The 12411-nt window shown below is 50.6% G+C and carries 19 protein-coding genes and 2 other RNA genes; all 21 read right to left on the reverse strand.

The features are described 5' to 3' along the window. Positions 1-2: 2 nt before the first annotated feature. Complete coding sequence (locus AC4ED1_RS10685) at positions 3-1019, reverse strand: major capsid protein (RefSeq protein ID WP_490938406.1); 1017 nt, start codon at positions 1017-1019, stop codon at positions 3-5. 15 nt (positions 1020-1034) lie between these two features. Then, positions 1035-1400, reverse strand: a complete 366-nt coding sequence (locus AC4ED1_RS10690) for a head decoration protein (RefSeq protein WP_490938408.1) — start codon at positions 1398-1400, stop codon at positions 1035-1037. Between the two features lie 22 nt (positions 1401-1422). Then, positions 1423-2466, reverse strand: a complete 1044-nt coding sequence (locus tag AC4ED1_RS10695) for a phage protease (protein ID WP_490938410.1) — start codon at positions 2464-2466, stop codon at positions 1423-1425. Positions 2467-2481: 15 nt separating this feature from the next. Beyond that, entirely contained in the window at positions 2482-3102 is a 621-nt protein-coding gene (locus AC4ED1_RS10700; RefSeq protein ID WP_490938412.1) for a minor capsid protein, read from the reverse strand. Positions 3103-3256: 154 nt separating this feature from the next. Next, positions 3257-4543 carry a phage portal protein family protein gene (locus AC4ED1_RS10705; RefSeq protein WP_490938414.1) on the reverse strand — a complete coding sequence of 429 codons (1287 nt, stop codon included), beginning with the start codon at positions 4541-4543 and terminating at the stop codon, positions 3257-3259. An 11-nt stretch (positions 4544-4554) separates the two neighbouring features. Then, the gene (locus AC4ED1_RS10710; RefSeq protein WP_490938416.1) at positions 4555-6204 is read right to left on the reverse strand and encodes a phage terminase large subunit family protein; all 1650 of its coding nucleotides are present in this window, start codon (positions 6202-6204) and stop codon (positions 4555-4557) included. A gap of 688 nt (positions 6205-6892) precedes the next feature. Further along, positions 6893-7447: a phage protein Gp27 family protein gene (locus tag AC4ED1_RS10715; RefSeq protein WP_490938418.1), complete on the reverse strand. Its 555-nt coding sequence runs from the start codon at positions 7445-7447 to the stop codon at positions 6893-6895. After that, complete coding sequence (locus AC4ED1_RS10720; RefSeq protein WP_490938420.1) at positions 7444-7749, reverse strand: hypothetical protein; 306 nt, start codon at positions 7747-7749, stop codon at positions 7444-7446. The genes AC4ED1_RS10715 and AC4ED1_RS10720 overlap by 4 nt, the downstream gene beginning before the upstream one ends. Positions 7750-7757: 8 nt before the next feature. Further along, positions 7758-8024 (reverse strand): hypothetical protein, encoded by a 267-nt coding sequence (locus tag AC4ED1_RS10725; RefSeq protein WP_490938422.1) that lies wholly within the window; start codon positions 8022-8024, stop codon positions 7758-7760. A gap of 105 nt (positions 8025-8129) precedes the next feature. Next, positions 8130-8471 (reverse strand): Mor transcription activator family protein, encoded by a 342-nt coding sequence (locus AC4ED1_RS10730; RefSeq protein WP_490938424.1) that lies wholly within the window; start codon positions 8469-8471, stop codon positions 8130-8132. A gap of 19 nt (positions 8472-8490) precedes the next feature. Beyond that, positions 8491-8889, reverse strand: coding sequence for a regulatory protein GemA (locus AC4ED1_RS10735; protein ID WP_490938426.1), 399 nt, complete (start codon positions 8887-8889; stop codon positions 8491-8493). A gap of 11 nt (positions 8890-8900) precedes the next feature. Continuing rightward, the gene (locus AC4ED1_RS10740) at positions 8901-9032 is read right to left on the reverse strand and encodes a hypothetical protein (RefSeq protein WP_490938428.1); all 132 of its coding nucleotides are present in this window, start codon (positions 9030-9032) and stop codon (positions 8901-8903) included. Between the two features lie 225 nt (positions 9033-9257). Beyond that, positions 9258-9743 (reverse strand): host-nuclease inhibitor Gam family protein, encoded by a 486-nt coding sequence (locus AC4ED1_RS10745; RefSeq protein WP_490938430.1) that lies wholly within the window; start codon positions 9741-9743, stop codon positions 9258-9260. 17 nt (positions 9744-9760) lie between these two features. Next, positions 9761-10006, reverse strand: a complete 246-nt coding sequence (locus tag AC4ED1_RS10750) for a hypothetical protein (protein ID WP_490938432.1) — start codon at positions 10004-10006, stop codon at positions 9761-9763. Then, the gene (gene zapE, locus AC4ED1_RS10755) at positions 10003-10998 is read right to left on the reverse strand and encodes an AFG1/ZapE family ATPase (RefSeq protein ID WP_490938434.1); all 996 of its coding nucleotides are present in this window, start codon (positions 10996-10998) and stop codon (positions 10003-10005) included. Before zapE ends, AC4ED1_RS10750 begins: the two co-directional genes overlap by 4 nt. Positions 10999-11001: 3 nt before the next feature. Then, an RNA gene (locus AC4ED1_RS10760) (hammerhead ribozyme type II) lies at positions 11002-11068 on the reverse strand. A 19-nt stretch (positions 11069-11087) separates the two neighbouring features. Then, on the reverse strand, positions 11088-11363 hold the full coding sequence (locus tag AC4ED1_RS10765; protein ID WP_490938436.1) for a hypothetical protein: 276 nt from the start codon (positions 11361-11363) through the stop codon (positions 11088-11090). Positions 11364-11368: 5 nt separating this feature from the next. Then, positions 11369-11818, reverse strand: coding sequence for a hypothetical protein (locus AC4ED1_RS10770; protein ID WP_490938438.1), 450 nt, complete (start codon positions 11816-11818; stop codon positions 11369-11371). 82 nt (positions 11819-11900) lie between these two features. Beyond that, positions 11901-12101 carry a hypothetical protein gene (locus AC4ED1_RS10775; RefSeq protein WP_490938440.1) on the reverse strand — a complete coding sequence of 67 codons (201 nt, stop codon included), beginning with the start codon at positions 12099-12101 and terminating at the stop codon, positions 11901-11903. An 18-nt stretch (positions 12102-12119) separates the two neighbouring features. After that, positions 12120-12183, reverse strand: an RNA gene (locus AC4ED1_RS10780) — hammerhead ribozyme type II. Continuing rightward, positions 12184-12405 (reverse strand): hypothetical protein, encoded by a 222-nt coding sequence (locus tag AC4ED1_RS10785; protein WP_490938442.1) that lies wholly within the window; start codon positions 12403-12405, stop codon positions 12184-12186. It lies immediately after the preceding RNA gene. Positions 12406-12411 lie beyond the last annotated feature (6 nt).

Raw genomic sequence — 12411 nt, forward strand, 5'->3', positions numbered from 1 at the left:
AGTTATGCCACCTTCATGGAGATGATCCAGTTGGGATGGAACACTCTCGGCAGGCCGTAGATCCCGACCGTGATATCAATATACGGGTTTTTCTCCGCCTGGCTCTTGTCATCGATGACAGAGAATTTGCCCGGCTGCGGGTTGTTGACGCCGCCATTATGCAGCGAGATGGTGGAGGCAAAGTCCATCATCTTTTCGGAAGGCATTCCCTGAGCCAAAATGATCAGTTGGTGATCCGGAATGAAGTTGTGAAAGTTTCCTTCGTCGTCCAAATAGCCCTCGTCATAGATGTAAAAGTCAATGTCTGGAATCAGCAACTTAAGTCCTTTCGCGATCGTTGTCAGACCGATGTTTTCCACACCGGAATACTTGAGGAGATCCCGCACGTTTTGATTCTTTACGATCAAGGCTGCCGTTGCCATATTTAAATAAGCCTTTCTCGCTTTTCCGCCCGTGCCCCGGAAGTTTAGAATTGCATTGGAGATTGCATCAACAGGGTCGGCACCCGGATCGGTCCAGGGGGTTCCCCCCGTTGTCAAGTCAACACGGTTTTTTATTGGGACTTTATAGTCCACTGTAAACTTGACTCCGTTCTCGTTCACTTGAACCTTTCCGTTGATAACCGCCTGCCAACGCAACCACTCAATCCGGGTTTCCACACGGTCATCAAGAGCCATCGCATGCTGCAAAACCCTCTCATAGCCAGCCCGCTTATTCAACGTCCCAGCTTGTCTGGCTTCAAGAAGCTCGGCTTCGTTCATCCGATGTGTCTCTTTCCAATATGCGGTTTTAAATTGCTGCGTTTTGCTTCCAGGTACTTGAACCACTTTCGGATCAGTTCCGATCTGGTGTGCAACAGTCATGCCTTTTCCAGCTTCCAAAATGTCGTACAAGATTCCAGTCGCATACTCGTTCACCACCGGGCAAAACTGGACACCCATAAACAACTCTGGATTTACAACCCGATTGCGAACGATATGTGTGATTTCAACACCTGTTGGAAACGAAATACCAAACATGAAGCTCCTCCTCTCTTATACGGGCCATACGACTATGCCGCCAATCACGGAGCGAAGCCCCAGATCGGTTTTGGCCGCATCGTCCAGCCCAATCAGCGTGTCCTCATAAAAGATGCCCCCAATATAAACCGAAACCGGTTGCGGGGAAGCGGAAGCTTGAACACTCTCTGCCAGGATCAATCTGGCCACTTCCGTGCCGTCGGTGTTGGCGTTGCTGTACGGAGCCACCTCGCCGCTTGCTGTCACGATCCCAAGCACCGTTCCTTTCAGGAGATCCGTGTTGGTGGCGGCCAGCGTAGCGGCAATGATCACCTCAGAGCCGGAAATCGCCACCACTTGCCGGTCTTCATACGATCCAAACGTTTCGATTCCTGGATTCACATCGGTCACCTCTCAAAGCGAATTAAAATTGATATTTTCCGTCCACAATCTTGCCACCCAATGCGACAAACGCTTCTTCCGCGAGCTTGATTTGCTCTGCGAATTTCTGCTCGTCTGGAGCACTACCGCCACCCGTATATCCAACTTGGCCAAATTGAACCCTGTTGGATTGCGGCAAAGAGTCCAGCAAGTTGAAAATCAGTTCGTCCAGCGGTTTCTCTGCTCCGTCCGACAATTTAACTGTCTGCACTTCAGGGTTTGCCAAGAGAATTTCTTTTGCTTTGTCGCAAATGACCGGTGGGATACCGGCGGCAACAAAATCCTTCATTTTCCGTTCGATGGCCTCTTTGTACCGTTCGAAGCGGATCTCCCGGTTTTCCTTTTCCAAATCGGCCAACCGGTTCAGTACGGTTTGGTCAGCCAGTTGTGGAGTAGGCGCAGCGATGGAATCCGTAGCCGGTTTTCCTTTGGGGTCTTGATCGTTTTCCGGCTTTTTGGGAGCGAAAAAGTTTTTCAGACCTTCCAAGAGCTTGTCTACCAGCCCGGAAAGCATGCTAAACATTTTGTCCTGTTGTTCCAAAGGGATCTCCTCCTCGTAATCAAGATAAAACTCATCGTTATCCGGATCGGCCAACATCACTGCATCCGGCAACCCGGTTAAAAATGGTTCATTCGTTAGGGCGACGGCAGAAAGAACCGGGCCAACTTTCTTGCCCGTTTCCTTATCGACGTAATTTGGGTCGTATTCGGCGCTGGCAAACCGGTACCGCTTGGTTCGAATGTCATCAGCCACCTGATCGGAAGTAGGAAGAGCCAAAGCGTAAAGAACATCGCCTTCCTGCATCAACTCGTAAATCCACCCCTCGGCGGGAGCGTCTCCGAATTGTTGCGAGTTGCCTTTGTCATGCCCGATCCGGATGAAGGGTGCACGCCCCAGTACCTTGTTTTTGAAATTGCGGATCATCTCATCAAAGAATGTTTGGGTCCCTTCGATCCAACCGTATTGCGGATGCTTCCATCTTCCCAAACGGAAAAAGGGAATCTTCATGATCGGTGTCTTGTCCATAGCTCACCGTCCTTTCTAAGCAGATTTCCAGCCTTTCGGAAGCGGAGCCACGTGACTCCAGTCCAACGCTTCTTCCGTGATCAATTCCGGCTGGTAGGCGGAATAAATCGGTTCCAGTGTCGAGCGGCACTTCCCATGCAGAGGGGGAGTATTGGCCGATACCCTTGGATCGTTCATCGCCATGATCAGCCCGTGTCTGGACTTGCACTGCACACTCGTTTTGTGATCCATGATGGCAGAGAACCGGAAGTAATCCACGCCCGCCTCCCGGAAAGCAACCAGTCGGCCACGTGCGTACACATAAGTTGTTTCCGTTGTCACAATCAGACTGGCACGATCCCGTGCCGCACGGAGAGTTTTTTCAATTTCTTCTTCCGCCTGAACGCGATTACCGCTTTCCAAAAAGTTCAAAAGAGCGGTTTTTACGTCTTGAATCAGATCCGCCTCAAACCGCCCCGCGAGAACGATCTCACGGTTACGCATAGCCGCAATAGCATGTTCCGGAAGAAGTCTGTCTGGTATGGATGGATCGAGTTCAAAACCAGGTAATTCGTCGGACAGCTTCCTCCGATGCGAATACTTTCGAGCGAGATCAGAAGTCAGCCGGTGTCCATGTTCCATACCGATTGTGATCATCCGCATCCCATAAGGGGCTAGGATACGTCCAATCCCGCCCGGCTCTTTGAAGTGAAACCGATGAGGGTCAAGCTTTCGATAGTTCTTCCGGAGCGGGTCCAGGTTGTGTGCAAACCATCGGTCCAGCAAGGAAAGTACCTGCCCCTCGTGATCATCAAGAATTCTCAGAAGTTCTTGCTTCTTCAGTCGGATCACCACTTTCAGCCCGCCAGTATCTTGGAATAGACGATGGAACCGCACGAGAAAGATGGTCTCGTTTGGGAAGCCCCACTTTCGAGCGAACGAAGTTAAAATCGGCCTCTGTGGCCGGGTCCATATAGCCCTGATTGGTCAACGTGTCAAAGATCTCAGCCATCAATTTCATGTCCTCTTCGGTCTGCTCCCGTTTAGGGATTGCTCCGTAATCCTTTTGCGGACCAAAATTGAGATCCACCAGCCTTCTGATGAGCTGCTCCAGCAGGACTTCGGTCAAATGGCCGTAAATCCCGTCAATCATCATCAGAAACGCTTCAAAATGTCCCTTTCCAAGCGAGTACGCGCCATGTCGACCTTCATCAAACACAAGGCTTGGGATCAGCAACCCCCGTGCAATCTTTTTGTCCAACTTTTGTTCGGCTTTCTCAAACGCATCACCCATTCCGGCAGCCGCCGTGGCCACCGCTTTGACATCGACTTGCTGGTCCTTCGTTCCGCTTTGTACGACAAGGCCGGTCGAGTTTTGAACGTTGTTCAGCAGACGCAGCGTATAGTCAAGGTGGTTGACTTTCTGTCCGGGGTTGTCCGGATCGTCCACCTCCACATTCGGAACCATCGCCACCAAGATCGGGGTCCCGTACTTGTCCAAGCCGCGCATCCACATTTTGAGAAGAGGGTCTTTCAGCTTCCAATTTTTGCGAACCCGTCTCAGCATGGAGGTTCCGTAGGGATTGCCAAAGCGCGGATTATGCGTGTACACAATGGCTTTTTGAGTCGGGATGTACGCCTGCTCACCACTCCAGAACGCGATCTGCAGTATCCCGTTGTCCAGGAGCCGTCCGGTGTGGCGGTCGACCCGGTACCAGATTGAACGCGGGTGATAGGTGGCCAGATACCTGAGGCGAATCTTATCGCCGTCTGGTCGGTACACTATTTCGGTACAGGAGTGTCCCGCCCATAAGGCGGTCAGGATATCCTGAATCTGGATTGACAAGTTTCCCTCCATGCTTTCAAAACACTCCCGGACAAATGCTTGAATTTTCGCCTCCGGATGCGTGTACTCGCCTAAAATCTGTAACACGGACAGCGTAATAAAGTCCAAACAAAAGCCGACGGTTTCATCTCCATCGACCATTCGCTCGTATTCCAGCAAATTGTATGCGTCAGGATTGGCCACCGCTTGGTCAAACTCAAAAAGGGTGGTCCAAAGCTGGGACCCCATTTGCGCGAATATGATCTGATCCATCGTGTCCCTCCTCACCAGTCAATGTCGGCGACTAGACTTCTGCCGACCGTTGCCGCTCGCCACGGTCCTCTCGCCCGACGGCGTCCAACCGCAAGATACAGGGCGATTCTTGCAGAGTTAATCGCCATTCCGAAGTGGTTGGGCACGTTCTTTTTATACTGGATCACCGCTTCACCATTGGCTCCGGTAACTTTTTCCTTCACCAACTTCAAGAGGTGTGCTCGCACATCTTTCAGCGTTTTTTCCTCTTCCGGCGTTCGCGGCTTCGGTAACAGGGCCAGCGGGGGAGAGGTGACAAACAAGTCGGTGGTCTCATCCAGGGATTCGTCGCGGTCGACAGTGACCCGGTTCACCGCCCGGTCATCCTCCCCCTCGATCCCTTCGTTAATTCCGGTTCCTTTGAAGTACTGGATGTAGCCGTCCGCTTGCTGCAGACTACGCACTACCTTTTTGCTTTCCGTCTTGTAGGGCATCGCGTCAATCACAAGGCCACCGGCATTGTACCGGGATTCCAACTGCCCAATCAGGTCTACCAGATCTTCCACGTCCACCTCGAAGAACGCCAGCAGCCGCATACCCTCAAGTCCATAAGGGGCAGCAACGGCGACATGTGCCCGATCCCCCATGTCGATCCCGATCCCGGTCACTTCATCGGAGTGATCCTGCCAGTAATAATCGCTGGCCGCAACAACACGGTTCCACACCTCCGGGCTGACGGGCTGCATATTACCGGAATCGGGCAGGGCCAGTGCACTACGGCGGAAGGTGGCCCGTTTGGAAGGCTTGTCCTTCGCTTTTTCCCAACGATTCCAGAGAAGATCCAGGTTTACACCGGGGATAATCAACTGCGGTACCCGGTATCCGCGCTGGTTTACCCGATCCGGATGTTCTGGCACCCATTGGCCGTTGTTGACATCCAGCGGTTTACCGCATTTTGTGCAAGCCAACAGCATCTTACCGTCCTTGCGGGCCATGTTTAGTGGGAATTCCTCTTCCAACAGTTGATCATGATTGCACCCGGAGCAGCGAACCAACCACTTTCGCATATCCGTTGCTTCAAACAACTCATCGATCCCGTCCTGGGGAAACAGCGCCACCGAAAAGTACCTCTGCCATCCTAAAGAACCAGGGGCGGAAATTCGGTCCTGCGCCAGGACCATGTTTTCCGGATTGATGAGCGCCACTTCGTCAAACACAATCGCGTCTGCAGGAATGGAAATGGCTCCCGTTTTGCTAACAAGACCTTTGATGTAAAGAAAGTGACTTCCCAACTGTTTCAGTCCAGCCTGATCCGTCCCAGAAACTCGTTCCCGAAGATACGGACTCCGGTCAATGTAGGGATCGAACCTGGTCGGGCCAAACATCCTCGCCATCCCGTCGGTGGGGAGGTAGTAAATCACGTTGCGTTCTTCGGCATCCACAAGGTGTAGAGTGTGCGCAATGGCAAGCGTTGAGAAACCTGTCTGCGCCCCTTTCTCCACCACGATGTAAGGATGCGATTCATACGCCTGAACGATCTCGACCATGCACTTCCGGTTGAGTGGGTTGTATTTCTCGCCGTTATCCAGGACGAAATTCCCACAGTATTCGAGAAAGGAATTGAACTTTTTGCCCTGGGTACCCACAAGGCTTTCCAAAAGGGTTTCTTTCCTTTTGCTCATTCGCGCCGCCATCCTTTCCAGCCGCGCTTGACCACACATTCAGGAAACAGACAGGAGGGACGGTCCAGTCCGCCCCTCCAGATACAAACAGAGCAGTCAGGTTCTTCCCGTGTCATCGTCTCCACTTGAACGGCACGCTTCGAATTCTCCATGAGTCGTTTTGAAGCAGGCGATTTGCGGGTCGTCTGGCGTGATATGTGTTCCATGACTCATGTCCTCGTTTCAGGGTGGTAGATCCCACCTGTAAAAATTCAGGGGAGTCCCTGCGTGAACATGCCCTATAACGCCGTTATAACGCGTTACACGGCGTCCGATTTATTGAGCGAGTATTTTTATACTATCTATCGAAAATTGATAGCTTGTACGGCATTTTAAAAATTTGACAAAGAACAGAGTGATTCATCCACTCCGGCGAAGTCAGGTTCCGGTTCTCCCGTTTGACGCTCCCCGCATCGGGCTGCGATGCGGATCGTGGCATCCCCCAGGTGGACGCTCCCCGCACCTTACGCGGATCGTGGCATTCACCACCATTGCTCCCCTCGGCAGGGAGATGGCCTTCGCCGGGTGCCAACCGACGGTCGCGTGGGGACAGACTTCTCAACGAGGGGCATATGAAGTTGCCAAGGAACAGAGCTGCCGTCCCACCCGCCACCGACAGCACACTCCCGTTATGGAGTGCCCAAAGTGCCTAATTTGCCGTCAAGGTTTCGTGGATCTTGTTCACCTGTTCAATGAGCTTGTTTAGAAGATCCGGTTGTTCCTTCAAAGCAGCCTGCAGTTCGGTCTTGATCCTTTCCACCGCCTTGGAAACACCCTTGTCAAACTCAAACTTCAATTTTTCGCGTGCCACAGCACTGCGTTCCAGATTCGCAATCAGCCGACCTGCTTTATCAAGGGGCAGGGACTCGAATTCGTCCTCTGCCGTCGCGATCCTAGTAAGAAGCCCCTGCATCATCAACTGGTTAGCCGCTTCCGCGAGATCCGTATTTGGCTGCTCACGTACAGCGTCGATGAGGACTTTCAACTTTTCCCGCGTTTCCGTGATCCGTTCCGCAATCCGTTCAAACGAGTTGTGATATCTTGCAATGCTGGACTTTCCAATTTGGTATCCTTCATCCCGCAGGAAAACTTCGATTTCTTCGTAGGTGTACCGAGGGGTCTGGCTGGCAAGCATTTGATCTACCTGTTCCCGGATCTCCTTGGGCAGGTTCTCAATCTTGAAATGCCTACGGCGCTTGCTCATGGAAGATGCACTCCAGGATCGGGGTCGATGTTCCGTTCCAGGAGATCAATACCTTTGGGAGTGAGTTTGGCAAGGATCAACGGCAGATCGATCCCATTAAGGGCCGGTTTCGATAACTCGATGTAGCCCTTTTCCTTCAGGTAGTCCAAATGGCCGGAAAGAGCGGTAGGCGTTACAGGAAGACCGGCGTCAATCAGGCATACTTCAACCACATTGCTGCCTGTTGGTTGTGGGTGACCAATCTGCAGAACCTTCATGATGTATCCCCGAATTTGCCGTGACATGATCGTTTTCATATCCATTTCTGTGTTCACCCCTTATCCTTTAACGCGATAAGATCATGGATCTTATCCAGTTTGTTGCCAAACGCCGCCATGCTGCGGATATAGTCCTCGCGCAAGACATATGTAAACGGCATTTTTTCCTTCAGATCATCGAAGTCGTTCCTAAGCTGATCGATTTCTTGCTTGCGTTCTTGGTTGTTGTCCGCAATCTGCTTGTCCAACCTTTTCAAAAAATAAGCGATAAGGCTCAACATAACCGCAAGGATGATGTTAAACGCTTGGCCCCATTCCATTCCCTCACCCCATTTCCGGGCAAAAACAAAAACACTCACAGGTTTGTTCTACCTGTGAGTGTAAAGGAGAAGAGGCGGAATCTTCCTCTAAAGCGCTTGACGAAGCTAATTCTCCGAAACAGCGGCCTCCTGGTGTAAGAGGTCGAAGATATTCATTTGATCCGGATGAGATCCTTCGATGCTTACAATTTCCCGGACCCATTTTTCCGTCAGATCGTATTTTTTCGCTATTTCTCTGAGATTATACCCGTTGTATTCTTCGCGGATTTTTCGATCCCGAAGCGCTCGGAGGGCTGATTCCGCTTTCGGAAGATAGAGGTGCGTCCCCCCGTAGGCATCCGCCAATCGGATCGTATTTTGAACCCCGATCAGGAGTGCAATCTTTTTGTAAGGCTCGGGGAGATCGTCGGGGGTCAGTTCATTGATCCACAACCGGACCGCATTCATGAGCAGCCCTCCTTTCGTATCATACTGACCCTTTTTGCCGTCGTTCCAGTACTTTTTTCATGGACTCGATCAACTTCCAAGCTTTTTGGTGCGTGAGCCATTCTTTACGATCGACTCCCGCATACTTCCGCATGAAAGCCTGCAGACGGGCTGGATTGTCGTCCCAGCCCAATTCCTTTTCCAGTTGATTGATCTTCCATAATTGTTTCTTGGAAGCCATCTTGCTGGAAGCAGGCTTTTCTCCCACCAGCTTACACAGATGGTCGATCACCTTGATCGCCTGAGCTTTGCTCAGTTGGGAGATGCTGCGTTCACCGCTGATTTGTTCTACGACAGAGTAGAGGTCATCTTCCGACAGTCCATATTGACGCTGCATTCCGAAAATCTTTCGTCGCTGCTCCGGATTGATCTTACACATCAGATCACCTCTTATTCGATATATCCGTGTTCGAAATACCATTGCAGGAGGGCAGGGGAATACCGTTCAAGCAGTTCCCTGCGATCCGCATCCGCATTAAGAACCAGAACGAGTTGTTCTTTCACTTCGCTGACCAAGTTCATTGTTGTCGGCCTCCTCAATCAATTTGTCTACCCGGATCGTGACTTCGTATTTATCGTCGGCATCAAAGCACCTTGTGAACGCTGCCACACCAAGCAGGACTTTTTCCAGTTCGTTTCCGTTCACCCGTTTTTTGATGACGTTCAAGGCGATCTCCTCTTGGGGGAGAATCGTTTTCTTGACAGTCTGCGGATTGTTTGCACGCCTTGTGGCCGGTGTGGTTGTCATTACACTTCAATCCTTTCTACGTTAGGTTTGTAAAAAAACTTGTCCTCCGTTTTCCGCTTGGCTCCAACCTTTAAAAGAGAAGCATCATCATATTTGGCTAACTCGTCTTTATTGATCGATTCCTTTACAGTGATGCAATCAAACATCTTATTTTGTTTCAGCGCTTCCAGGATGGCTTTGACGTTCCTGGTAACGATGCTTGATACTTGCCTGAACCCAACTTCACCGAATGTGAGATTTTTTGTTTTGCGTTCCTTAAACTCGTCCGCGTGGTATTCAGTGAATTGTTGGATGTTGAATTCTAATTCTTTTTTTCGTTCCAGAAGGGGAGAGACAGCCGCCTCCGCTTCGGCTTTCAGAACGTTGACTTTGTTGTTCAAGTCTGTCTCGGTCGTAAGTACTTTGAGATCGATCTCACCAATTTCACGGAGAGCCTGATTGACCTCGTCCCAACTTTGAAAAACAGGCAGCGGTTTCTTCGACATACTCATCATCCTTTCGTCTATACAATTTGACAAAGATGAACACCCTGGACCTTTGCCTGGCTGAGAAGCGTTTCATACTTTTCTTCTGCCGCAATCAGCCGATAGATAGCTGCATCGACAAACTCCGGTTCCGCTTGCTCAAATCCTTGCCAAGCAATCAAGAGTTCACGGTGTGCCTGCTGGATCTCATCCCCCAGACCTGGACAAAATTCGAAGGTTGGCTCCAGGTTCATCTTGGCAGCCCATAGATTGCGAAGAATCATTCACGTTTTCCCCCTTTTGCATCCAAGAATGTAAGCCCCATCTTCCGGCCATCCCGGCCCTGAAGATGCGCATGTTTGTTCATTTTGAGTAATCGGCTGCGGATCGCTTCCACCTTTTCCCGCGTCCTAGCCGGAGCATTGTTATAAACTTCGTTAGGGGCATAGTTGCTTGTGAAAATCGTTGGCAACCCTTCGATGAATCGGGTATTGACGATCCGAAACACCTTGCCGACTGTAAATTCTGTTGGAGGTGTCTCCTGGGCGAACTCGTCAATCACCAGAACCGGAACTTGGCAATACCGCTCCAGAATCTCCTCAATGTCCTGCTTCTTTTCTAACAGACCACGAAGCTTGTCAAATATTGATTCAGCCCGGACAAACAGGACAGGGACACGTCGCTCCTCCAGTCGGTTGACAACCGCCAGCGCGAGGTGTGTTTTCCCCACCCCCGGCTGTCCAAAAATGTAGAATCCTTGCCGCTCACTTCCTGGAACGAACGTCTCCGCAAACCGCTTGGCCGCCCTATACAACTCCGGTGCGTTTCGGCGCTGCTCATCCGGATAGTTATCAAAGCTAAATTCACTATCCGTACTAGACTTTCCTGAAAACTCCTGAAGCCTTTGGAACCGCAATTCGTTTTGATATTCCAAGTAAGCTGGGCATTCGATAATCCGTACCATCAAATGCCCACGGTGGATACCTAACCGGTGCCACAGACCCTGCAGTCCTTCCGGTCGGCCGCACTGTAGATATCCTTTACAATTCTGACAACATCTCCGCTGACTGATCGTATCAAGCAGTGAGGGACCGGAGTGAAGAATCATCTCGTCCGTTGCTTCCAATTCCACCAGTTCAGGAAGTTCCTGCCGGAAGTAATTCGGTGTGTGCGATTGCAAGTTTGGAAAGTGTTTGGACATTCGGGCAACCAGGTCATGTTGAAGCAGTGTCTGTTGAATCGACAGGTCGTCCCTGTTCATAGTAAAAAGTTTCACCCCCTTGGCCTGCCATCATCAGGTGGGGGAGGCCAGTTCCCCACGACGCCCCCTGGGGGACGTTTCGGCTTACTTGACAAAACATTGTGTTAAGTGGATGGTTTGTTATTGCCAGGTTTGTCAAGCGCTTGGAACTCGATCATCAGCTTGCGTTCTTTCTCCAAATATTCCATGCGCTTCACGTTACGATCGCCATCGACCTTCTGCACTTGGTGGAGGAGACTTGCCAGCCCGCATTCCACATTCCGTGCATTAAAGTATGTGTTGGAGAAGAGAACAAAACAGACATTCGGGTCTTTTGGAATGGCAACTGACGTTCGCGCTGTCTTTGTCCGACCGGAGTTTCCTTTGATCGCTTTCGCCATCCGTATCAACTCCCCATAATGGCTTTTGGAGTGACAGATCTCAGGAAACGAACAACTTCATCGAAGTCATCGGTAATGAGGTTTGCAAATCCATACATCACATCGAACTCCCCTTTAGGGAATTCCGGTTGGTAGATCACAAGAGTCTTTTCTTTTCCCGCTGCATAACCGGCCTCTAAATGAGCAGATTTACCGGCTGGCAACACCAAAAGAACAGCGTCCGCCCAATCGAGCCACTTTTTGTCTTCTTGAAATGCCATCTGTGGTTTTTCATGTTGAAGGAAGCTCTTTGCGTCCAAATCGTTTAGCTCCCCAAGTTCGTTGTAGTGAAACACAAATCTACCCGTTGAGCTGTCCGTAAAGTCATCCACTTCAAAGCCTTCATTCCGCAAAATGGAAGTCAAACTTTGAACTTGACTCTTGTTCTTCCATGAGGAAGCCATATAGATTCTCATTGTTTTTCACACTCCTTCCTGTATCTCGTTCATCCAACCCAAAAAGATCCTCTCGACCCGACATTCGCCCTCCCTCAGACCCTTACTCGAATATCGGTCTGGTCTTTACGATTTCCAAAGCCTGTTTTTGGTCGAATCCAGCCGCTATTAAGGCGTCGAATTTCGCTTTAAGGGCTTTCGCTTGGGCAGGGTAAACACGCAACGCTACGTGCAACACTTCCAATACCTGGTCTGCCATCAGTTCAAGTTCAGCCCTGGTTATTTTCCCGTTCGGTTTATCCATATCATCACCTCCCAAGTAGTCGGCCTGTCTCATCAGAGTGGGGAGGCCATCTCCCACTGACGCCCCAATGGGCGTTTCGACTTTAGTCGTGCATGACAACGCCAAGCCTTTGGGAGAAATACAAGCCAATCAGAATTACTCGACCGGGAGGAAGCTTTGCCAACAGTTTGTCAACATGGGTGTGCCCTTTGTCTGTCAGTTGATACATGCCCTCCGTGTAGGTCATGTAGCCTTCTTCAATTAGTTGATCGACCACCAGTTCCTCAAACGACTTTTTCGGAGATAAAGTTTGACCTTTCATCATGGAAAG

The sequence above is a fragment of the Effusibacillus sp. SKA8 genome, assembly GCF_058273125.1.

Excerpts from the sequence above, each read along its gene's own strand:
- AC4ED1_RS10685 (WP_490938406.1), bottom strand. The coding sequence starts at position 1,019 with ATGTTTGGTATTTCGTTTCCAACAGGTGTTGAAATCACACATATCGTT.
- AC4ED1_RS10695 (WP_490938410.1), bottom strand. The coding sequence starts at position 2,466 with ATGGACAAGACACCGATCATGAAGATTCCCTTTTTCCGTTTGGGAAGA.
- AC4ED1_RS10700 (WP_490938412.1), bottom strand. The coding sequence starts at position 3,102 with ATGATCACAATCGGTATGGAACATGGACACCGGCTGACTTCTGATCTC.
- AC4ED1_RS10705 (WP_490938414.1), bottom strand. The coding sequence starts at position 4,543 with ATGGATCAGATCATATTCGCGCAAATGGGGTCCCAGCTTTGGACCACC.
- AC4ED1_RS10710 (WP_490938416.1), bottom strand. The coding sequence starts at position 6,204 with ATGAGCAAAAGGAAAGAAACCCTTTTGGAAAGCCTTGTGGGTACCCAG.
- AC4ED1_RS10715 (WP_490938418.1), bottom strand. The coding sequence starts at position 7,447 with ATGAGCAAGCGCCGTAGGCATTTCAAGATTGAGAACCTGCCCAAGGAG.
- AC4ED1_RS10720 (WP_490938420.1), bottom strand. The coding sequence starts at position 7,749 with ATGGATATGAAAACGATCATGTCACGGCAAATTCGGGGATACATCATG.
- AC4ED1_RS10725 (WP_490938422.1), bottom strand. The coding sequence starts at position 8,024 with ATGGAATGGGGCCAAGCGTTTAACATCATCCTTGCGGTTATGTTGAGC.
- AC4ED1_RS10730 (WP_490938424.1), bottom strand. The coding sequence starts at position 8,471 with ATGAATGCGGTCCGGTTGTGGATCAATGAACTGACCCCCGACGATCTC.
- AC4ED1_RS10735 (WP_490938426.1), bottom strand. The coding sequence starts at position 8,889 with ATGTGTAAGATCAATCCGGAGCAGCGACGAAAGATTTTCGGAATGCAG.
- AC4ED1_RS10740 (WP_490938428.1), bottom strand. The coding sequence starts at position 9,032 with ATGAACTTGGTCAGCGAAGTGAAAGAACAACTCGTTCTGGTTCTTAAT.
- AC4ED1_RS10745 (WP_490938430.1), bottom strand. The coding sequence starts at position 9,743 with ATGTCGAAGAAACCGCTGCCTGTTTTTCAAAGTTGGGACGAGGTCAAT.
- AC4ED1_RS10750 (WP_490938432.1), bottom strand. The coding sequence starts at position 10,006 with ATGATTCTTCGCAATCTATGGGCTGCCAAGATGAACCTGGAGCCAACC.
- AC4ED1_RS10765 (WP_490938436.1), bottom strand. The coding sequence starts at position 11,363 with ATGGCGAAAGCGATCAAAGGAAACTCCGGTCGGACAAAGACAGCGCGA.
- AC4ED1_RS10770 (WP_490938438.1), bottom strand. The coding sequence starts at position 11,818 with ATGAGAATCTATATGGCTTCCTCATGGAAGAACAAGAGTCAAGTTCAA.
- AC4ED1_RS10775 (WP_490938440.1), bottom strand. The coding sequence starts at position 12,101 with ATGGATAAACCGAACGGGAAAATAACCAGGGCTGAACTTGAACTGATG.
- AC4ED1_RS10785 (WP_490938442.1), bottom strand. The coding sequence starts at position 12,405 with ATGATGAAAGGTCAAACTTTATCTCCGAAAAAGTCGTTTGAGGAACTG.